Origin of the sequence: Glacieibacterium arshaanense, from assembly GCF_004681125.1 — a bacterium.
GTDB classification, from domain to species: Bacteria; Pseudomonadota; Alphaproteobacteria; order Sphingomonadales; family Sphingomonadaceae; genus Polymorphobacter_A; species Polymorphobacter_A arshaanense.
This window is the reverse complement of sequence record NZ_SIHO01000001.1, coordinates 469511-490792: the sequence shown is the minus strand read 5'-3', so window position 1 is coordinate 490792 and position 21282 is coordinate 469511. Positions and strand designations below refer to the sequence as shown.

The window sequence follows — 21282 nt, the reverse complement described above, 5'->3', positions numbered from 1 at the left end:
GCCAGTTTGGCCCGGTGCATCAGCTTGGGCTCTCCGCCCGCTAGGAAAGCACCAGAACATGATCACGCCCGACAGCAAGATCTATCTCGTTGGCGGCGGCATTGCCGCTATGGCGGGCGCAGCTTTCGTGATTCGCGACGGCGACATCCCCGGGCATCGCATTACCATCTTCGAGGAATCGGACCGGATCGGCGGCGCGCTCGATGGCGCCGGCACGGCCGAAGCTGGCTACGTCCTGCGCGGCGGCCGGATGCTCGAAAGCCATTATGTCTGCACGTTCGCCTTGTTCGATTCGATACCGACGCTCGATGCCAGCCGGACGGTGACCGGCGAGACGCTGGCGTGGAACACCACGATGAAAACGTCATCCAAGTCGCGGCTGGTGCGCGGTGGGATGCGCCAGACCGCACCGTCATTCGGGTTGAGCGAGCGCCAGATCCTGACGATCGAGCGGCTTGTTTTCGAGCCCGAGGCGCTGCTTGGCAACACCAGCATTGCCGACCAGTGCGATGCGGCATTCTTCAGGACCGATTTCTGGTTCATGTGGTGCACGACCTTTGCGTTCCAGCCGTGGCACAGTGCAGTCGAATTCAAGCGCTATCTGGTGCGGTTCGCACACATGGTCGGCGGCTTTGACCGGCTTCAGGGCATCATGCGCACCGTCTACAATCAATATGACTCGCTCGTCCTGCCACTGCACAAATGGCTCGACGAACGCGGCGTGACATTCGAACTCGAAACGCGCGTCACCAACCTCGGCTTTATCGAGGCCGACGACAAGATCCACGTCGACCGGATCGACATTGCCGCAAAAGGCGGCGCGGCAAAGATTGCGGTACACCCGGATGACCGCGTGTTGGTGACGCTGGGTTCGATGACCGAAGCATCGGCGCTGGGTGCCATGGACGCGGCGGCACCGCTTGGCAGCCGGACCGACGGCGGCGCGTGGACGCTTTGGGAGACCATCGCTCGCGGCCGGCCGGCGTTCGGCAATCCGGCGGCTTTCGACAGCCATATCGACAAGTCGAAATGGCTGTCGTTCACGCTGACGATGCACGATCCGCTGTTGCTGCAGCGCGTCGCCAACTTCACCGGCAATGTGCCCGGCGAGGGCGGCTTGATCACTTTTCCCGAGTCCGCCTGGCTCGCGTCGATTGTCATTCCCTATCAGCCGCATTTCATCGGCCAGCCCGAAGGTGTGTCAGTGCTCTGGGGCTATGGCCTGTCAGTCGATGCGCCCGGCGATTTCGTCAAAAAGCCGATGGCCGAATGCACGGGCCGCGAGATCTTGATCGAGTTGCTTGGCCATTTGCGGGTCGATGCGTTCGATGCCGAAGCGATTATCGCCGCCGCCAACTGCATCCCGTGTATGATGCCGTTCATCACCAGCCAGTTCCTGCCCCGCAACAAGGGCGACCGCCCGCAGGTCATTCCGGCCGGCGCGACCAATTTCGGCTTCGTCGGCCAATATTGCGAACTGCCCGATGATGTCGTGTTCACCGTCGAATATTCGATTCGGTCGGCACAGACTGCGGCCTACGCCCTGCTTGGCCTCGATCGCGCGCCGCCGCCGGTCTACAAAGGCGCGTTCGATCCGCGCGTGCTGCTGAGCGCGTTCCGTGCGCTGCACGACATCGACGCCTGAGCCGCAGCGGTGACCAAACTGACCAAGGCCGCGCGCGACGCGCTGCCCGTGGCAGACTTCGCCGAGCCGGACATCCGGGCGTATCCAATTGAGGACAAGGCTCACGCACGCGACGCCAAAGCGCGTGCCTCGGCTGCGGTCCACACTGGTCGGATGACACAGGCCGAGGCCGACCGCATCGACCGGCTGGCCGACGCGGTTCTGGCGAAACCTAATGTGCCTTGACGACAACCTTGGCGGTTGCTGCGACGACCAGCTTGGCACCGCGGCTTGCCTTGGCGACGGCATTCTTGTGGTTCTTGTTGGTCGTGCGGATATTGGCCATGGCGGGATCCTCAAGCTGTGGGGCGGCCGCGCATCGCAGCATCACGTGACAAGTAAAAGGGTCGGATTCTACCTAGATCATGCGCAAGTGAGTAGATTCCGTCGCTGTCGCGCAACCCTGCGCCCGCCTAGGCTATTTGCCTCGCAAACCGCATAACCGCATGGACACCGTCATCAATATCGCGACTGCCCCCGCGCCAGCCGACCTAGGCGCGCTTGTCCCGACGGTCGATCGCGCTCCGCACGCGCGGCCCTCAGCAGCAAGTGGTGCGCTTGCCTGGGTTCGCACACACAAGGCGTGGCTGGTCGCCGGATGCGTCGTGATTGTGGCGGCAATTTGGTTCGGCATGCGCCTGCTAGCCGGAACGCCGGTTGCTATCGATTCCGTCCGGCGCGGCAATCTGGTCGAAACCGTCGTCGCCAGTGGCCATGTCGAAACCCCCTACCGCGTTGAGATTGCCAGCCAGATCACCGGTACCGTGACGGCGATTCCTGTGCGCGAGGGCCAAAGCGTCACGCAAGGGCAGCTACTGATAGCGCTCGACCCGCACGAACTCGACGCCGCGGTGGTGCAGGCAGAGGGCGGTGTTGCGCAAGCGCAAGCGCATATGCGCCAGCTGAAGGAACTGACGCTGCCGTCGGCGCGCGACAATCGAAAGGCGGCGCAGGCGAACCTGTTGATTGCACAGAAGTCGTTCGATCGCGCATCAGCGTTGGTGACCAAGGGGTTCGAAACGCGTGCATTCCTCGATGATGCGCAAAAAACGCTCGATGTCGCGCGTGCGCTGGCGCGCACTGCCGAGTCGCAAGTTTACACCGCGAGCCCTGCCGGCAGCGACTATGTCACCGGGCAGACCGAACTCGCGCAGGCAATCGCCAATCTCGCGACCGCGCGGTCGCGGCGCGAATATGCCAACATCCGCGCACCGCGCGACGGCACGCTGATCAGCCGCAGCGTCGAACGCGGCACGGTGGCCGATGCAGGCAAGGTGCTGATGGTACTTGCGCCCGGCGGCGTAACGCAGCTGGTGCTGCAGATCGACGAGCGCAACATCGGCAAGATCGCGCTCGGCCAGCCGGCGCTCGCGTCGGCGGACGCCTATCCGGCGCAGCGCTTCGACGCGACGGTTGCCTATATCAACCCCGGCATCGATATCGCCCGCGCGTCGATCCAGATGAAGCTCGATGTCGCCAAGCCGCCGGCGTATCTGCGCCAGGACATGACGGTTTCGGTCGATATCGAGGTGGCGCGGCGCAATGACGTGCTGGTCGCCCCCATTGCCGATGTGCGCGACGCGCTGGCGCCGCAGCCCTGGGTCATGGTCGTGCGTGGCGGGCGAGCGGTGCACCAGCCGGTCAAGCTCGGGCTGGAGGGCACCAGCCAGACGCAGATCGTGTCGGGGGTCGGGGCCGGCGAGCAGCTGATCCCGGCGTCGTCGAATATCGTCGCGGGCGCGCGGGTCCGTCCAACAACGTCATGAGCCAGTGGCTGCCGTTCGAATGGATCGCCGCGGTGCGCTTCCTGCGCGAAGGCCGGATGCAAACGGTGTTCATCATCCTCGGCATCACCATCGGCGTCGGCGTCATCGTCTTCATGTCGGCGTTGCTGACCGGGCTGCAGGCCAACTTCCTCAACCGCGTGCTGACCTCATCGGCGCAGATCCAGCTGTTGCCGCCCGACCAGGTGGCGCGGCCGTTGCGCGACGCCGATATCGAGGATGCGATTGTCCAGCGCCCGGCGCAGCGCGTCGTGTCGATCGACCAATGGCCGAAGATCGCCGCGCGCATGGCGACGCTGCCCGACATCGCGATGGTGTCGCCGACCATGTCGGGCTCGGCTCTTGCGGTGCGCGGCGATGCCAGCCGCGCCATCTCGATTTCGGGCATCGAACCCGAAAGCTATTTCCGCATCGTCCGCATCCCCGACTATCTCGTCGCCGGCAACGCGCGGCTGGCAAGCGACGAAATTATCATCGGCACCGAACTCGCCAAGGATCTCGGCGCCAGCCTTGGCGACAAGCTCAACATCGAAACTGCCAACGGCACCACCATCGTGCTGCGCATCACCGGGCTGTTCGACCTCGGCAACAAGGGCGCCAATGAGCGCAACGCCTATATCGCGCTGCGCACCGCGCAGTCGCTGCTCGGCCGCATCGGCGCGGTGACGACGATCGAGCTCACCGTCCATGACATCTACGCCGCCGAAACGCTGGCGCAGCAGATCGCCGCATCGAATCCGGTGCGCGCCGACAGCTGGATCAAGACCAACGCGCAGTTCTTCACTGCGGTGAACGCGCAGCAGACGTCGAACACGCTAATCCGGGTGTTCGTCGCTTTGTCGGTGGCGTTCGGCATTGCCGCGGTGCTGGTGGTGTCGGTCATCCAGCGGTCGAAGGACATCGGCATCCTGCGCGCGATGGGCACGACGCGCGGGCAGATCTTGCGGATTTTCCTGATCCAGGGCGGGCTGCTCGGCCTTGCCGGCGCAGTCATCGGCGCGGCGGTCGGCGTCGGCGGGCTGTACTGGTGGCACGCCGCAGTCCGGCAAGTCGATGGCAGCGAGCTGTTCCCGCTGATCTTGCAACGCGAGCTGTTCATCGTGACGCTGATCCTGGCGCCGCTGACGGGTTTGCTGTCGGCAATGGCGCCGGCGCTGCGTGCCGCGCGGCTCGATCCGGTGGCGGCGATCCGTGGTTGAGCCCGCCGTGGCTGAACCGGTGCTGCGGCTCGAGGCCGTAACGCGCTCGTACAACATCGGCCAGCCGTCGGAGATCGAGATATTACACGCCATCGACCTCCGCCTCGACCCCGGCGAGTTTCTGGCGCTGATGGGGCCGTCGGGGTCCGGCAAGAGCACGCTGCTCAACCTTGTCGGGCTGCTCGACCGGCCGACGTCGGGCGAAATCTGGATCAACGGCACTGCCACGACGCACCTCGATGACGCCGAGCTGACACGGTTGCGCGGCCACACCATCGGCTTCGTGTTTCAGGAACATCACCTGATTTCGGCGTTTAGCGCGATCGAAAATGTCATGATGCCGATGGTCGTCGACCACAGTTTTGAAACCGCCGAAATCCGCGCCCGCGCCAGTGAATTGCTCGCGCGGGTCGGGCTGACCAAGGTGGCCAACCACGCGGCGATGGCAATGTCGGGCGGCGAACAGCAGCGCGTCGCCATCGCGCGAGCGCTGGCGATGGCGCCCGATCTGGTGCTGGCGGATGAACCCACCGGCAACCTCGACAGCAAATCCGCCGACAGCGCTTTCGAACTGATGCGCGAGGTCAACCGCGACAGCGGCACCAGCTTCCTGATCGTCACGCACAACCTCGAACTCGCGCAGCGCTGCGACCGCATCATCGACATGATCGACGGCCGGCTGGTCGGCTGACGAAAGTGCTTGCGGCTAAGCGGCTGCCGCGTTTGCGCCCAGCGCCGGGTAGTCGGTATAGCCGAGCGCCCCTCCGCCGTAGATCGTCGCCGGCTCGGTCAGCGGTGTGAGCGGCGCATCCTCGCACAGCCGCCGGACGAGATCGGGATTGGTGATAAACGGCCGCCCGAACGAGATCAGGTCAGCAGTGCCGGCCGCAATCGCCGCAATCGCTATCGCCCGGTCATAGCCGTTGTTGGCCATCCACACGCCGCTGAATCGCTGGCGCAAGGCCGCATAGTCGAACGCAATGCTGTCGCGCGGCCCACCGGTCTCGCCCTCGACAACGTGCAGATATGCCAGCCCGATTGGATCGAGCGCGGCCACGACATAGTTGAACAGCACCTGCGGGTCATTGTCGCGCGAATCGCCTGCTGTCGAAACCGGCGACAGCCGCACGCCCAGCCGACCAGCGCCAATTTCCTCGGCGACCGCAGTGGTCACCTCGACCAGCAGCCGCGCGCGGTTGGCGACCGATCCGCCATAGGCATCGGTGCGATGGTTGGTGCCGTCGCGCAGAAACGCGTCAAGAAGATACCCGTGCGCGCCATGGATTTCGACACCGTCAAACCCAGCAGAAATAGCGCAACGCGCGGCATGGCGGAAATCGGCGACGATGCCGGGCAGTTCATCGAGCCGCAGCGCACGCGGTTTGGAAACGTCGACGAATCCCTGGCCGGCGACAAAGGTCCTGCCATTCGCGCGGATCGCCGAAGGGCCAACCGGTGCCGCACCGTCCTGGAACACCGTGTGCGAGATGCGCCCGCAATGCCACAGCTGCAGGACGATCACCCCGCCCTTTGCATGGACGGCATCGGTCACGACCTTCCAGCCTGCAACTTGTGCGTCGGTATAGCAGCCCGGCGTGTCCGAATAGCCTTGTGCCTGCGCCGATACCTGGGTCGCCTCGGCTATGATCAATCCAGCGGACGCGCGCTGCGCATAATATTCGGCAGCAAACGGTCCGGGCACCAATCCCGGTCCAGCGCGGTTGCGCGTCAGTGGCGCCATGACGATCCGGTTGCCGAGTTTCAGGTCACCCGCCAATAGCGGATCAAACAGCGAGGCCGCACCTGCGGCGGGTATGGTCTTTGACATTCGGCGTACAGTTAATTCGTTGCGGCGAGATTGGCTTGATGACGCGCAGCGATCGCTTCATAGGTCGCCAACATCGCATCGGCGAGCGCGGCTTCGGCAATCACGACCGAAGACTTGGCGCTTTCTTCAGCCTGATCGGCATGAAGCTCGAGTTTGCCGGTGTCGACCTTGTCCTTCCAGCCCTGGATGACGGCTGCGCCGGCTTCGCGATTGGCGGTGACCCAGTGGCGCACCCTGATGCCGGCCGCGTCGACGCCGTTGCGCTGGCTAGTGACTGCAGCCTGCGCTTCGGCGAGCTTGCGTTCGAAGCCTTCGACGGTGTCCTTTTGGGCGGTGCCGATATCGGATTTTAGGCGCTCAATTTGAGCTTCGACAGCGTTGAGGTTATCGCGCATGGCATCGCAAAAATGGTCAATCTTGTCGCTCATGGCAGGCTCCTGATTTCGGACACGGCAAAATCCACCGGTGCACCCGGCCTAGACGGCCCACAGTTGCGTCGGCAGCGTCGGAAACTACTCAACGTTTGGCGCTGCCGGTTTCTGCAAGCGCCGCCAGCACTGCGGCAGGGCGCATCGGGAGATGGCGGATCCGGGTACCGGTCGCTGCGAAAATGGCGTTGCCGATCGCGGGACCGACCACCGTTGTTGCCGGCTCGCCAAGCCCTACAGGCACTTCGGTGCTGGCGACGAACTCGATGGCCATTTCTGGGACGTCGCCGATCCGCAGCGGCGTATAGCTATCGAGATTGGTGTCGGCGACCTGGCCGTTCACGATCTCGGTGCCTTCGTACAAGGCCATGCTCAGCCCCCATAAGGCACCGCCTTCCACCTGCGCGAGCGCACCGTCTGGATCGACGACCGTGCCGGCATCGACCACGAGATCGAGTTTCTGCACACGCACAATGCCGGTCGCGCGGTCGACATGAACGCGCGCGGCGCAGGCGACCCAGGTCGGCATATCGCGCTCCTGCCCGAAGCTGGTGGCAATACCGATGCCGGTGTCCGCGGGCAGTTTGGCGCCCCAACCCGACTTGGCGGCGACGCGCCGCACGACTTCGGCCTGACGCAGTGCCCCGCCGACGGCATTGGGCGCTGACCCGGCGTTGCCGCCGGACGCATCCAGCATTTGCAGCCGGTATGCGACCGGATCGATCTTCGCTGCAGCGGCGACCTCGTCGATGAAGCTTTCGAGTGCCCAGTTGATCCACCCCGGCCCGACCGAGCGCAGCCAGCCGGGACGAAACGTCGAGTTCGCCAGATCGTTCGACAGCGCGCGGACGCGGTGCGCGCCGACATTGTACCAATGGTCCGCGCCGCTGATCGCAAACGGATCATAGGGCACGCCGTTCTTCGCCTTGGGCATGAAGAACGCCGCCATCACCTGGGTCGGCCAGCCCGCTGCGACATCGTGCGTCATCGCGGTCACCTTGCCACCGGCGCCCAGCGCGACGCGCAGTGTCTGCACCGACGGCGAGCGGATCGAATCGAAGCGCGCGTCGTCGGCGCGCGTGCACAGCAACTTGACCGGTCGGCCGAGTGCTTTCGCGGCAAGCGCCGCAGGCACGGCATAGTCACCGTTTAAGCGCCGGCCGAAGCCGCCACCGAGCAAGTAGGACTTCATGACCACCTGGGCCTCGGTGACGCCGAGCGCCTTTGCCAGAGTCGGCAGGATCAGCGACTGCCACTGGTTGCCGGTGTGGATCTCGAATCCTTTGCCGACCGGTACGGCCAGCGCATTGACCGGCTCCATCTGGAAATGCAGTACGCTGGCAGTTGTGTAGGTCGCCTCGACCGTTGAAGCGGCCGACGCGAACGCGGCATCGACGCCGTCGTCGGCTACGACAAGCGCACCGCCCTTGGGGTCGGCTATCAGTGCACGGGCGCGGTCCTGAATGTGCTTTTCCGAAACATGCGCAGCATCGCCCGAGGTCCAGGTAACATTGACCAGCGCACAGGCACGGTCTGCAGCAACGACACTTTCGGCGATCACCATGACCCAGCCCGGTACGGTACCCGAGGGATCGTCGAGCGCGATGCTGCGCAGGTAACCCGGGACCTTGCGCGCCGCGGCGTCATCAATCGAAACAACCTTCGACGCGTTGCGCGTCGGCGGCAGCTTGGGCCGCGCATGGACCATGCCGGGAATTTTGGCGTCGATGCCGTAAACGGCGCTGCCGTTGACCTTTGCCGGAATGTCGAGCGCGGCGACCGGCCGGCCGATCAGTTGGCGACGCGCAGCTGCCTTGATCGGCAATGCCTTGAGGTCGTCGGGGGTAAAGCTGCGATCGGGCAGCCCGTGCGTGATGATATCGGCAAAGCTCACCTGTCGTGCACCGGCGCTGACCTTGCCGCCCGCCGCGGTGCAGGCCGCCGGCGCGACCCCTATCAGCTTCGCACCTGCGTCGATCATCGCAATGCGCCCCGCGGCGCCGGCCTGACTATACAATGGAAACGTCTGCCACACCGACCAACTGCCGCCAGTCACCATCAGGCCCCATTTGGGGTCGCTGTCGACATGGACAATGCGCACCTGATCCCAATCGACAGCCAGCTCTTCGGCGATGATGCGCGCCAGCGACGTGCCGATATGCTGGCCCATTTCGGCGCGGATGATGTTGACGGTGACGACGCCGTCGCGACCGATGCCGTACCAGATCGTCGGCTCGAATTGCGGCGGCAGCGTGGACGGCGCGGTGGCAGGCGCCAAAGACCCGGCACCCGCACGGGCAAAGCCGAACACCGCGCCCGCCGCACCCGTGGCGATCAGGAAGCTGCGCCGCGTCGGCAGTGCGATATCGCGTCCGGCAATCCTATGCATGCGGTACGCTCCGCATCGTCGCTGCCGCGGCCTTGATGGCCGCACGGATGCGGACATAGGCCATGCAGCGGCAAAGATTGCCGTCCATCACCGCATCGATGTCGGCGTCGGTGGGGTCGGGAAAGTCGGCAATCAGCGTGGCGGCCTGCATGATCTGCCCTGACTGGCAATAGCCGCACTGCGGCACTTGTATGGCAATCCACGCGGTTTGCAGAGGGTGATTGCTGTTCGGGTCCAGCCCCTCGATTGTCGTGATGCTGGCCCCGGCAACCTGCCCCAGCGTAGTGATGCACGACCGTGTCGCGCGTCCCTCGACATGGATGGTGCACGCGCCGCAAAGGCCGATGCCACAGCCGAATTTGGTGCCGGTGAGCCCGGCGTCGTCGCGGATTGCCCACAACAAGGGTGAGTTGGCCGGCGCGTCGATGGCAACCGGTTTGCCGTTGAGGGTGAAGTTGATGGTCATTGCGGCTCTGACTCCTGCTGGCGCGCACGCGCGACATCTCCGGCGAGGTCGGGCCATGGCGGCAATGTGGTCCGCGTGCGGCGCAGCCAGGCGGCGATGCGGACGATGTCGGCGTCGGGCAATGCCGATGCGTAACCGGGCATCAGCAAGCCGGGTGTGGCTTCGTGCAGTCCGACGCCGCCGCGGATCGCGTGCAGCAGATTGGTCGGCGCGGGCAGCCAAAGCGCGGTGTTGAGCGTCAGGTCAGGCCGCGCGAGTGTGGGCGGGGTCGCGCCGACATAATGACATGCACCGCAGCTTGCCGCATAGAGCCGCGCATCGGCGTCATTGGATTGCGGCGCGATCGCAGCCACTGATGCACGTGCCAGTGCAGCCGTGTCTTTGCCGGCGTGCGCGTCGCTGCCGTTGAGGTCGGCGAAGTAGACCGAGATGGCGCGAATATCGGCGTCGGGCAGTACCGCCAGCCCATCATGTATGACCCCCGACATAGGCCCGCTGGCGCCGCCGCGCCGGGCATCGGTGCTGGTGCGCAAATAGTTGAACAATGCCGGTGCGGACCATGCCAGGGGTGATGTGTTCGCTGCGGTCAGCGCCGGCGCATCCCAGCCATCGATCGCGCTGCCACCATAGGCTGCCGACGCCTGCTCGTTGCCGAGCTTGCCGCGCGGTGTATGGCAGCCGCCACAGTGCGTCAGTCCTTCGGACAGATAGGCCCCGCGATTCCACTCGGCGCTGCGGCTGGCGTCGGGACGGTAGCGGCCTTCGCTGAAATAGGCCCATTTCCACCCGGCTTGCAACGCGCGGATGTTCAACGGAAACGGAATTGTATCGGATGGCGCAACGTAACTGATCGCCGGCCGCGTCATCAAATAGGCATAGAGCGCCGCGACATCCTTGTCGGTCAGCTTGGTGTAATGGTTGTAGGGGAACACTGGAAAAAGGTGACTGCCATCGCGCGCCACGCCTTCGCGCAGCGCGCGGGCAAATGCCGGTTGCGACCAGGCACCGATGCCGGTGCCGACGTCCGGCGTTATGTTGGGTGCAAAGACTGTTCCATAGCCGGTAGGGAACGCGTTGCCGCCTGCAAGAGTGCCATGTCCGCCGCTATGGCACGCGCCGCAGTTGCCGGCAGCAGCCAGAATACGGCCTTGGTCGACTAGGCCGGCGGTAAAGGTGTCTTCCTTCGGCGGTGCGATGGCGGAGATCGGCGACTGCCAGGACAGCGCGAACACCAGCGCCAATCCGGCCAACATGATGGTGACAGCGGCGAAAGCCCAACGATTGATCATGCGGGACTCGAGGCGACCACAAGCGAGGTGGTCCGGCGTGGTTGGCAGGCGTTTCGGCAGGTCGACACGGGCGCCACAGATGCCCCCGCGCGTCCTTGTTGAAGTCCGCTGAAAGTAGACGGATTACCCCGGAGCGACGTTGCGGCGATCATCATTCGTCTCCGGCGGTCTGGACCGAGTAGCCGCGCAAGGGCGCGCAGTCCTGGGTGGCACGATCATAAGATCAGTCGCACACGCAGGTAGAGGTTCGGAAACTACTCAGAAGGCGGTGTTGCCATTTAGTCGCTCGTCATATTGCTGTAGCGGTAGCGTCATGTCCCGATATTGCCGACTGCCACAAGCTATCACGATCGCGTTGCTGGCTGGACTGGCGGTGCGCGCGACTGCCAGCCCGGTGCAACTGAGTTATGCTGACGCCCAGCTGCGGTTCGAGCGTGCGTCGGGGGCGCTGGGCGCCGCCGCCGCCGATGTCTCCGCAAGCGAGCTCGATGCCGCTTCGGTCAACACGCTCGGGCGTCCGGTTGTCGGCGTGTCGGCGCAAGTCATCGAATATCAAAAGACGCTTGGGCTCGATTTGACCGGTACGCGCGAAGCCGCAGGCAATGCGATCAACAACTTCCTCGGCAGTCTGCCGGACCAGTTCCCGCCCGAATTCGGCAGCATCGTCGCACAAGTGACCGACAAGATCAGCGCTGCATTGCCGGGTACGCTTGGCGTGATTCCCGACACGCTGCGCTATCAGACGCGTGAAACCGTATTCCGCCCGACGGTCACGGCGGCGGTGCCGCTTTACACCGGCGGCGCAATTCCGGCGGCGAAGGCAGGTGCGCGCGCCGGGGTTGACGCCGCGCGTGCCAAGGCCGGGACGACGCGCAATCTGTCCGATGTCCGGCTGGCCGCAGCGTATTTCGGCGTCCAGCTCGCCGATCAGCTCTCTGTCACCGCGCAAACGGCGTTGACCGGCCTCAACCAGTATCTTCACGATGCGCGCGCGATGGAGCGCGAAGGCGTACTGGCGCATGCCAATGTACTGATGGTCGAGGTCGCGCGTGACGCGGCGGCGCGTGCCGTTGATCGCAGCGCGCGCGATCAGCAAATCGCGATGCAAACGCTGGCCCAGCTTGTCGATGTTGCCGGCGGTGTGGCGGTGACGACGCCGTTGTTCGTCAACCGTGGCGCATTGTTGCCGATGCAGACCTATGTCGCGGCCGCGTTGGGCGACAATCCGATGATTCTGGGTGCCGCCGCGGCGCAGAAACTTGCCGGTGCGGGGTCGGCGATGGCGCGTTCAAGGCAGTTGCCGCAAGCTTATGCCTTCGCGGAATACAGCTTCAACCCGACCAACGCGATCCCGATCGACCCCGACTGGATCGTCGGCGTCGGCGTGCGCTACACCTTGCTGTCGGGGAGCGACCGCGCCAAGGCGCTCGCGGCAGCGCGGATGCGCGAACGCGCCGCATCCGAGGCGACCCGTGAAGCCCGCACTACCGTCGAGATCGAAACCAGTCGCAGCTATGCCATCGTCGATAATGCGCGGCGTGCGTATCTGTTGCTCGACACCAACATCGCCGCCGCGCAGGAAAATCTGCGCGTCCAGCAGATTGCCTTCCGCGAGGGCGAATCGACGATCACGGCGTTGCTCGACGCGCGTACGTCGCTGTCGCTGGCGCAAAGCCAGCGCGCGGCGGCAGCGTTCGAATATGATCTCGCGCTGGTGGCGCTGCTGGCGGCGAGCAATCGCAGCCATGAATTCGCGTCCTACTTCGAAGCCGCTGACAGGATGATCGTGCCATGACCGACGATACGACCGTTGGCACTGCCGACGCCGACACACCGCCAGCAACGAACCGCCGCCGTCTCGTGCTGCTCGTGTTTCTGATCGCGGTCGTCATCATCGGCTTCGGCTTGTGGCGCGCCACGCGCCCGGCCCCCGACCAGATCCAGGGCATGGTCGAAGCCGATGAAGTCAATGTTGCGGCCAAGGCGATAGGCCGTATCGCCAGCCTCACTGCCAAGGAAGGCGACATGGTTGCTGCTGGCCAAGTGCTGGCCAAATTGTCGGTGCCCGAAATCGCCGCGAGCGAACGGCAGACGGCAGCGGCGGTCACAGGGGCAAAGGCGCTGGAGTCGCTCGTCAACACTGGCGCGCGTCCCGAAGACATCGCCTCGGTCAAAGCGGTGTGGGATGCGGCACAAGCCGTCGCCAATCTCGCCGCCACAAGCAGCCGCCGCGCCGACACGCTGTTCCGCGAAGGCGTGATTTCCGCGCAGCGCCGTGACGAAATCACCGCTGCGCAGTTGAGCAGCGCGGCGCAGGCAGAAGCGGCGCGCCAGCAATACCTCAAGCTTGTCGCTGGGCTACGCCAACAGGACAAGGTTGTCGCGGCATCGCAAGTCGCCGTTGCGCAAGCCACCGCTGATCTGGCGCGCACGCTTGGCAGCGAAATGCAGCTGACCGCGCCGATCGGCGGGGAGGTCGCGCGCCGGCTTGGTGAAGTTGGCGAAGTCGTTTTTCCCGGTGTGCCGGTGTTCCAGATCATTGACATGACGCGTCTCCATGTTGTGCTGAATTTGCGCGAAGATCAGTTCAACGCCGTCAAGCATGGCACCGAACTGCGCGGTGCGGTGCCGGCGCTCAAACTTGCCGACGCCCGCTTCCGAGTCGAACATATCGCGCCGCGCGGCGAGTTCGCGACCTGGCGCGCAACGCGGCAATCGAGCGGCTATGACATTCACAGTTTCGAGGTCCAGGTGGTGCCAATGGCGCCAATCGTCGGGCTGCGGCCGGGCATGAGCGTGCTATTCGACTGGCCACAATCGGCGCGTTGATGGCCAGCATCGCCCGGACCTTTGTCGACGCGGTCGGGCATGAACTGACATACTTGCGTCGCGACCGGCTCGCGCTGGCGATGATCACGATCATGCCGCTGGCGGTCATCGTCATTGTCGCGGCGATGCTGTTTTCGGGCGTGCCGCGGCACTTGCCCGTCGCAATTGTCGATCAGGATCACAGCGCGTTCAGCCGCGACATTGCGACGGCGGCGGTTGGCGTCGCGGCGATCACCGTCGCGGCCAACCCGGCCACGCTGGACGAAGCGCAACACCTGGTCCGAAGCGGCAAGGTCTGGGCCATCCTGCTGATCCCCAAAGGTGCCGGGGATGGGCTGACACGCTGGTCGCGGCCGGCGGTGTTCATATTCTACAATGCGTCCTACCTCAGCATAGGCAGTACGGCGGGCAGTGGGCTCGAAGCTGCCGTCAAGGCAGTTGCAGCAGAACACGGAGCCATCGCGCTGCGCCAGCGCGGCGCACCCGACTTGCGCTTGCAAGTGCCCAAGGTGCAGGCGTCGATCCTGCTCAATCCCGAAATCAGCTATGAATGGTATCTTCAATCGCTGATCAACCCGGGCGTGCTGCATTTGCTGGCCTGCTGTGTGGCAGCCGCAGTGGTCGGCAGGCTGGCATTCAACGGTTCGCTGGGGTGCGTGCGATCGCTATCGCAAAGTGCTGCCGTGCTCGCGGGCAGCTTGGCGCCGCACATCGCAATGCTGTCGCTGTGGAGCCTGGTGTGGCTGCTTTGGCTGGTCGGCGCACGCGGCTGGCAACCACTCGGTTCGCTGGCGCTGATCGTGCTCGCTCACATCCTGTTGCTCACGGCGTCAGCATCGATTTCGACGTTGCTGATTGCGGTGACGCGCGAAATCAACACGGCGGTATCGGTCAGCGCAGTCTACGCCGGCTCGGCGCTGGCCTATTCGGGTGCAACGCTATCACTCAACGGCGCCAATGGCTTTGCGCGCGCGTGGAGCAGCGGCTTGCCGTTCACCGCCTATCTCCGCATCCAGATGGACCAGTTCGTCGGCGCGCTGCCCGTCACCGCGTTGTCGCCACTTGTCCTTTTGGCCGGCTATACGCTGGTGCCAGCGGCGCTGGCCCTCGTGCTTTTTCGCCGTCGTGCGGGCGCGCCGGTAGCCGTCTGACGTGCAGCACTTTGCCCGCACCTTTGCCGATACGCTGGTCGACGTGGCGACGACGCGCGTGCTGCTGTTCACGATGGTCGTGGCCGTCCTGTTCTATGGCTTCTTCTATCCAGCGCCGTACGCACACCAGGCCGCCAGCGGTGTGCCGATCGTGGTGGTCGATCTCGATCGTAGTACGCTCAGCCGCGCGCTGCTGCGCAACCTTGCCGCGGCGCGCGCGGTAAGCATAATCGCCGAAGCGCCCGATCTTACCGCGGCAGCTGCGCTGTCGCGCGACCGCGAGGCCGACGGCATTATCCTCATCGAAGCGGGGCTGGGGCGCAGCATTGCCGGGCAAACCCCCGGCGGCGTCGCGATCATTGTCAACGGCACCAACCCGCTACGCGCGAAGGAGATCGGCACCGCGCTCAGCGGCGCCGTTGGCGGTGCCATCGGCGAATGGATCGAACCACTGGCCGCCGCGGTCCACGCTGCACCGCCATTGACCATCGTCATGCGGCCGCTGTTCAACACACGCGCCGGCTACGGCGACTATGTGTTTCCGGCGGTTGCGGGCATCATCATCCAGCAAACCCTGTTGTTCGGCGCGGCCATCTGGGCCGCTCGTCGCCGCGCGCAGCTTACGCCGCAGCTTTCGCTCGCCGCATTTCTCGGCGCCTGGGCCGCATTCACTTTTCTCGGCACGCTGACGGCGCTCTACTATCAGGGGGTGGTCTACTGGCTGCAGGATGTCCCGCATCACCCGAATGTCACCGCCATGCTGCTGGCAATGCCGCTGTACGCGGCAGCGGTATCCGCGCTGGGACTGCTGATCGGCAGTTGCTTCGCGCGCGAGGACCAGCCGATGACCTTGCTTGCGCCGACGTCGCTGCTGTTGTTTTTCATGTCCGGCGCTGCATGGCCGCTGGCATCGATGCCCGGCTGGGTCGCCGCGCTGGCGCATCTGTCTCCATCCACCAGCGGCATCCACATCTTCATCGCGCTGGGTCAGATGGGCGCCAGTCTTGATGAGGTCACCGGCCACTTGTTATGGTTGCTTGCACTTTCTGCAATCTATAGCGCGGCCGCTGGCTGGCGCATGTGCCACGCCAGCGCGCTGGTTCCGAAAACTTGATGGGCCGCGAGCCCGGTAAACAATCCTTGGCCGCTGCTCGCGTCGAACTTTGATGCGATATGGCGTAGGCCAAGGTCTGCTTACGCTAAACCTGCTCCCGAAACCGGCCATTCCGCAAACGGCCCCATGCCGGACATCAAAGCGCCTATTACGTAACGCGCCCCAACCGCGACATTTGTCGACTGGTTGCCGTGCCCCGACTGCGGACACCTTCGGTATTGCTCTGGAGTCAAGCCTTGGCTCAACCAAGTCCTGCCCGCTTGAACGTCCGCTGCGCCTAATCAACGGTCGACGATTCACAACACAGTCGATCGTCGGTCGGCGACGACTGGGTTCATGAGCCGCCGCCGACCGGGCAACATCCGCGAACGGATGCTACGTCGTTTGCCACTAATCCGGCGGCAATCTCGTTTCGCAGGGTGCTATCGCGCGCTGTTGACCCCGCCCGTAGTGATGTTCTTGTAGATTTTGCCGTCCTTCATGATGACCACGAACGTCTTCGCCGGATCGGCGACGAGGTTGATGTCATGCGTAGGGTCGCCGTCCACGAGGATGAGGTCCGCTAGCGCGCCGGTCTCGACCACTCCCAGCTTGCCGGCATACGGCGTCCGCGGCCCCGACATCGCGAGCAATTCGGCGTTGTCGTGCGTCACCATCTTGAGGATCTCGGGCGGGGTGAACCATTTCGCCAGCTTGGTGATGTCCTTGCCCTGGTTGACGTTTTGTTTGACGTTGAAGAGGAAGTCGGTCCCCCACGCCAGTTTGACATGATATTGCTTCGCCCACCGGTACGCAGCATCGGTGCCGTCGACGACCTGCAGCTTCTTCGCACGCGTCGACTCCGGTGCGGTCGGCGGCGCGGGGTCGAGCACCTGCAGGCTCAGCCAGATACCCTTTTCGGCGAGTAGCTCGACCGTAGCCTCGTCGAGCAGCTGGCCATGCTCGATACACTTGACCCCGGCATCGACGGCACGCCGCACCGCCTTGGGGGTATAAGCATGGACAGTAACGTAGGTGTTCCAGTCGTCCGCCGCCTCGACCGCCGCGCGCAGTTCGTCGAACGTGTATTGTGCGACGTCGAGCGGGTCGTACGCGCTGGCCGCACCCCCGCCCGCCATCACCTTGATCTGTGACGCCCCCGCGCGGAGGTCCTCGCGCACCGCGGTCAGCACCTCGGCGCGACCGTCGGCGATGTAATAGGCGCCGAGCAGCTCACCGCGCGACACTTCACCGCCCCAGCGCCGCGAGCGCTCGTTCGGCAGCCGCCCGTCGCCATGCCCCGACGTCTGCGACACCATCGCCCCGCTCGGCCAGATACGCGGACCAACCGACTTGCCGCTGTCGATCGTCGCCTTGATCGCGAAGATTGGTCCACCCATGTCGCGCACTGCGGTAAAGCCGCGTAGTAGCATCGCCTCTGCCTCCGCCTGCCCGCGCGCCTGCAGCATTTCGGGCGTGACCCTGGGATCGACCAGATCGGCCTGGCTGCTCGCACCCATCGTGATGTGGACGTGATTGTCGATCAGCCCGGGCATCAGGGTGCGGCCATGTCCGTCGATCACCGTCGCGGTCTTGCTCGTCGCGCTTGCGCCGATCGCGGCGATCGTATTGCCGCGCACCAGAACCGCGGTCGGCGCGGTCAGCGGCGCGCCGCTGCCGTCGAACACACGGACGTTGGTGAACAAGGTCTCGGGCGACGTCTGCGCCAATGCAGGCGTCGAAAGCAACGCTGCCACCACCGCACGCGCTATCCGGTTTGCCATCGTCGCGAGCCCCATCTTGCCTGAGCCGACAGTATCGCACAGCTCGGCCCCGGCGCCTCTTGCCGAGTGACCCGGATCGGGCCAATATTGCCGCGTTGTCAACCGGGAGCCCGCCGTGACCACAGGACCGCATGTCACTGTCGAGCCAGAACAGCTTGTAGCCGAACGGCGCACCACCGCCTATGCCACGCTCAACACGTTCCTGGCGCAGCACGCGATCATGTCGGAGACGTTCGGGATGCGGCCGGCGAAGCTGCTCGTCTATCTGGTGATCGTCACCGCGACGGTGCAGCGGCTGATGCGCGCGCCCGAATTGTCCGGTCCGGTGCGCGGCGACGTCCGCCTGCCACGCAGCGACATCGGCTATATCTCGCGCCGCGCGATCGCCGCAGCAACCGGCCTGCCGCGCGAGAATGTCCGCCGCATCGTCAACGAGCTGCTTGCCGAAGATCTGCTGCTCGTCGGCCCGCGCGGCGGGCTCGCCAACCGCGGCGGGTTGCTCGAAAATCCGCGCATCGTCACCGGACTGCAGGCGATCATCGCCGAACAGGCGCGCGCGCTGCAGCGGCTGTGCGACTCTGGCGTTGTGGCGGTGATTGCGCACTGAGCCAAGCGAACTGCGAGAAGCGGGCACTGGGCGGGGGTGAATCGGTTCAGCCAGTTTGTCTAGTGTAGGCCCGCGTCCAACCGACCTCCGCGGCAGCTATTCGCGAATTTTTATCCGCAAGCCGCCATTCCGCTATCGGCCCCAAACCGGTCAGAAAAGTGCCTAGGCCGCAACGCGCTCCATTCACGTCACTACGGGTATTGTGGAATTCCCGCAACCTGCCGTTGACGCAATGCGTCGATTTGCTCGGTCAGGCATCTTAGGCTGGAGGGCTATGCGCAGTGGCTGCTGTCCTTTACGGTGGTGACACAAATCGGGGGAATGTCTTGAACTCACCGCAACCGCCGCGTGTTTTCCTGTCGTACGCGCGCGCCGACCGGGCGCGCGTTGCGAAGCTCGCCGAGGCGCTGACGGCGACCGGGCACCAGGTCTGGTGGGATACCGCGATCGAAGGCGGATCGGACTTTTCCGACGACATCGCGCGCGAGCTTGACGCCGCCGACGTCGTTGTCGTCGCATGGTCGGCGTCGTCGGTCGGGTCGGCATGGGTGCGCGATGAGGCCGGTGCCGGGCGTGACCGCAAGCGGCTGGTGCCGGTTCAACTCGATACTACCCCGCCGCCGCTGGGATTTCGCCAGTTGCAGGCGATCGATCTGTCGATCTGGCGTGGGCGAGCGAGCGATCCGAAGTTGGCGGCGCTGGTCGCGGCCATTGCACGCGTTGCGGGCAGCGCGCCAGTCGCGGCGCCAGCAGTAAAACCCAAGTCCCCACTGCATTTCATGCCCTGGCTGATTGCGGCATTGGTGCTAGTCGCTGTGCTCGGCGCCGCCTGGTTTCTCCTCGGCCCTAAATTTGGCGCGGCAGCTAAGCCGATCGTCGCGGTGTTGCCGTTCACCGACATGTCCGAAGCCAAGGGCAAGGCGTATTTCGCGGAAGGACTGGCGGAGGAAATTCTCGATACACTGGCGCATGATGCGCGGCTCAAGGTGCTAGGAGGCACTACCGCGCGCGCGATCCGCGACAACAGCGCTAACCCCGATTTCGCCCGCGACAAGCTTGGCGTGACGCGGCTGCTGGAGGGCAGCGTACGCGGTGGTAGCGGCGCCGACAGCGTCAAGGTCTCGGTGCGGCTGATCGACACCGCCGATGGCAGCGAGATCTGGAGCCAGGCGTTCGACCGCAGCGGCGCCGATGTGGTCGCCGTGCAGGAGGAGGTGGCGCAGGCGGTTGCAATGCAATTGGCGGGGCCACTGGGCGGGATTGCCGCGCCGGTGGCCGCCAGCAACGCCAAGGTGCCTGCGGCGGCGTATGAAAAGGTACTAGTCGCGCGCCAGTTAATGCGGACTCGGCAGGCTGATTCAATCGCACAAGCGCGCTTTCTGGCGAATGAAGCGGTGGCGCTCGCACCGGGCTACGCACCTGCTTATGCTGTGCGCGCGCACAGCGCGGCGCTAGCTACAATGTATTTGGACCTGCCTTTCAGCGCTATGCCCGCAGCAAAGCGTGACGCCGAAACCGCCATTCGGCTCGATCCAAATCTGTCCGAGGCTTACATGGCGATGGGCTTTGTCCTGACCCAGATGAACGACCTCGAAGCTGCAATCCTGGCGCTGAATCGTGCCGTGACATTGAAGCCCGACAATTCGGAAGCGCGCTATTGGCTGGGGCGAACCTATGCCATGAATGGCCAGACCAATCAGGCAATTGCGCAACTCGAAAAGGCCGTTGCCAGCGACCCGCTTTGGGCGAAGCCTGTTCAAAATCTTGTGATCGCTTATACACAGGGCGACCGTTTTCAGGACGCGCGGCAGGTCGTCCGACACTATCGTGCCATTGCTCCCAATCCGGCGGATGGCGATTTCGTTGATAGTTCACTGTCGCTCACCTCGGGCGAATTTGCGCGGGGACTTTTGTCCGCCAATGCGGCCTTGGCACGCAACCCCCAAATGACCAATGCAAAGGAGGCTAGAGAGAATGCATTGTTGAGCATGTTCGCTCACGATCGCCTGACAGCGGCCGAATTGACGGCTCGGTCTCCCTATCTAGCGTTGGCAATTGCGAAGCAGTGGCGGCAGGTCGCCGACATGGCCCTCAAGGACGGCGCGGCGACTTGGAATGACCCCATCAAGCTTGGCTATCTGGCGTTTGCGTTGATGCAAATCGATAAGCCGACCGAGTTGGTACGTGTCTTCGATGAGGCGTTTGCCAACGTAGATGCCTATCTCGCGGCGCCTGTTGCTGAGCATTTTGGCGCCGCAACTCTCGCCAGCGCGTTCGACAGTGTAGGGCGCCCGGCCGACGCTCGCGCACTTCGGAATTTCTCGCGTGCGCGCATGACCCGCGCAGAAGCAAACGGTACGGCAGCGTCAGTGAACGCGAATAATTGGGCAACTTTGCTGCTGTCCGAAGGCGACCGCGCGGGGGCGTTGGCCAAGCTCGAACGCGGCGTTAATACCGCCTGGTGGCGGGTCTGTGATTTTCCCTGGATTGGCAACGACAAGCTGCTCGCACCGCTCAACGGCGATCCGCGGTTCGAGGCGATCAAGGGGCGCTGCAGTGCCGAGATCAACAAGCAGCGCAAGCTCGCGGGGTTTGAACCAGCTGTGCTAAAATAGTTTCACTCGCCACAGCAATGGGCATCGGCTCCGCCGTGGTGCAGCGCGTTGGTCGAGAAACTGATCGAATGGCAGCTAATCGCATATCTGCGCCGGGAAGCTGCCATTCCGCTTCCGGCCCCGTTCCGGTCAGAAT

At 64.6% G+C, this 21282-nt stretch carries 17 protein-coding genes; 11 read left to right on the top strand and 6 right to left on the bottom strand.

The features are described 5' to 3' along the window. Positions 1-58 precede the first annotated feature (58 nt). The 5 genes from EUV02_RS02280 (at position 59) to EUV02_RS02260 (ending at position 5358) form a co-directional block, all read left to right on the top strand. Positions 59-1645: an oleate hydratase gene (locus EUV02_RS02280; RefSeq protein ID WP_135244597.1), complete on the top strand. Its 1587-nt coding sequence runs from the start codon at positions 59-61 to the stop codon at positions 1643-1645. Positions 1646-1654: 9 nt separating this feature from the next. Continuing rightward, entirely contained in the window at positions 1655-1870 is a 216-nt protein-coding gene (locus EUV02_RS02275) for a hypothetical protein (protein ID WP_135244596.1), read from the top strand. 446 nt (positions 1871-2316) lie between these two features. Then, positions 2317-3450 (top strand): efflux RND transporter periplasmic adaptor subunit, encoded by a 1134-nt coding sequence (locus EUV02_RS02270; RefSeq protein ID WP_207790090.1) that lies wholly within the window; start codon positions 2317-2319, stop codon positions 3448-3450. Further along, positions 3447-4667, top strand: a complete 1221-nt coding sequence (locus tag EUV02_RS02265) for an ABC transporter permease (RefSeq protein ID WP_135244594.1) — start codon at positions 3447-3449, stop codon at positions 4665-4667. The genes EUV02_RS02270 and EUV02_RS02265 overlap by 4 nt, the downstream gene beginning before the upstream one ends. A 7-nt stretch (positions 4668-4674) precedes the next feature. Continuing rightward, positions 4675-5358 carry an ABC transporter ATP-binding protein gene (locus tag EUV02_RS02260; RefSeq protein WP_135244593.1) on the top strand — a complete coding sequence of 228 codons (684 nt, stop codon included), beginning with the start codon at positions 4675-4677 and terminating at the stop codon, positions 5356-5358. 15 nt (positions 5359-5373) lie between these two features. On the opposite strand, the gene EUV02_RS02255 is transcribed toward EUV02_RS02260, so the two are convergent. The 5 genes from EUV02_RS02255 to EUV02_RS02235 all read right to left on the bottom strand — a co-directional run bounded on the left by EUV02_RS02255 (position 5374) and on the right by EUV02_RS02235 (position 11067). Further along, entirely contained in the window at positions 5374-6495 is a 1122-nt protein-coding gene (locus tag EUV02_RS02255; protein ID WP_135244592.1) for an alkene reductase, read from the bottom strand. A gap of 11 nt (positions 6496-6506) precedes the next feature. Then, on the bottom strand, positions 6507-6923 hold the full coding sequence (locus EUV02_RS02250) for a hypothetical protein (protein WP_135244591.1): 417 nt from the start codon (positions 6921-6923) through the stop codon (positions 6507-6509). 88 nt (positions 6924-7011) lie between these two features. Further along, the gene (locus tag EUV02_RS02245) at positions 7012-9312 is read right to left on the bottom strand and encodes a xanthine dehydrogenase family protein molybdopterin-binding subunit (protein WP_135244590.1); all 2301 of its coding nucleotides are present in this window, start codon (positions 9310-9312) and stop codon (positions 7012-7014) included. After that, positions 9305-9778 (bottom strand): (2Fe-2S)-binding protein, encoded by a 474-nt coding sequence (locus tag EUV02_RS02240; RefSeq protein ID WP_135244589.1) that lies wholly within the window; start codon positions 9776-9778, stop codon positions 9305-9307. The genes EUV02_RS02245 and EUV02_RS02240 overlap by 8 nt, the downstream gene beginning before the upstream one ends. Then, positions 9775-11067: a cytochrome c gene (locus EUV02_RS02235; RefSeq protein ID WP_135244588.1), complete on the bottom strand. Its 1293-nt coding sequence runs from the start codon at positions 11065-11067 to the stop codon at positions 9775-9777. The genes EUV02_RS02240 and EUV02_RS02235 overlap by 4 nt, the downstream gene beginning before the upstream one ends. A gap of 313 nt (positions 11068-11380) precedes the next feature. Between EUV02_RS02235 and EUV02_RS02230 the strand changes: the two genes are divergently transcribed. Genes EUV02_RS02230 through EUV02_RS02215 form a run of 4 tightly spaced genes read left to right on the top strand, consistent with a single transcriptional unit; the run spans position 11381 to position 16161 of the window. Then, a complete protein-coding gene (locus EUV02_RS02230) occupies positions 11381-12862 on the top strand; it encodes a TolC family protein (RefSeq protein ID WP_135244587.1) in 1482 nt (493 codons plus the stop codon). Further along, the gene (locus EUV02_RS02225) at positions 12859-13896 is read left to right on the top strand and encodes an HlyD family secretion protein (protein ID WP_135244586.1); all 1038 of its coding nucleotides are present in this window, start codon (positions 12859-12861) and stop codon (positions 13894-13896) included. The genes EUV02_RS02230 and EUV02_RS02225 overlap by 4 nt, the downstream gene beginning before the upstream one ends. After that, positions 13896-15047: an ABC transporter permease gene (locus EUV02_RS02220; RefSeq protein WP_135244585.1), complete on the top strand. Its 1152-nt coding sequence runs from the start codon at positions 13896-13898 to the stop codon at positions 15045-15047. Before EUV02_RS02225 ends, EUV02_RS02220 begins: the two co-directional genes overlap by 1 nt. A gap of 1 nt (position 15048) precedes the next feature. Continuing rightward, positions 15049-16161 carry an ABC transporter permease gene (locus tag EUV02_RS02215; RefSeq protein ID WP_135244584.1) on the top strand — a complete coding sequence of 371 codons (1113 nt, stop codon included), beginning with the start codon at positions 15049-15051 and terminating at the stop codon, positions 16159-16161. 422 nt (positions 16162-16583) lie between these two features. Here the strand turns inward: EUV02_RS02215 and EUV02_RS02210 are convergent, their stop codons facing one another. Further along, on the bottom strand, positions 16584-17924 hold the full coding sequence (locus tag EUV02_RS02210; RefSeq protein ID WP_243445736.1) for a metal-dependent hydrolase family protein: 1341 nt from the start codon (positions 17922-17924) through the stop codon (positions 16584-16586). Between the two features lie 115 nt (positions 17925-18039). Here EUV02_RS02210 and EUV02_RS02205 point away from each other — a divergent pair, with 115 nt between their 5' ends. Next, positions 18040-18531 carry a hypothetical protein gene (locus EUV02_RS02205; RefSeq protein WP_135244583.1) on the top strand — a complete coding sequence of 164 codons (492 nt, stop codon included), beginning with the start codon at positions 18040-18042 and terminating at the stop codon, positions 18529-18531. Positions 18532-18812: 281 nt separating this feature from the next. Next, on the top strand, positions 18813-21146 hold the full coding sequence (locus EUV02_RS02200; protein ID WP_135244582.1) for a TIR domain-containing protein: 2334 nt from the start codon (positions 18813-18815) through the stop codon (positions 21144-21146). Positions 21147-21282: the final 136 nt, after the last annotated feature.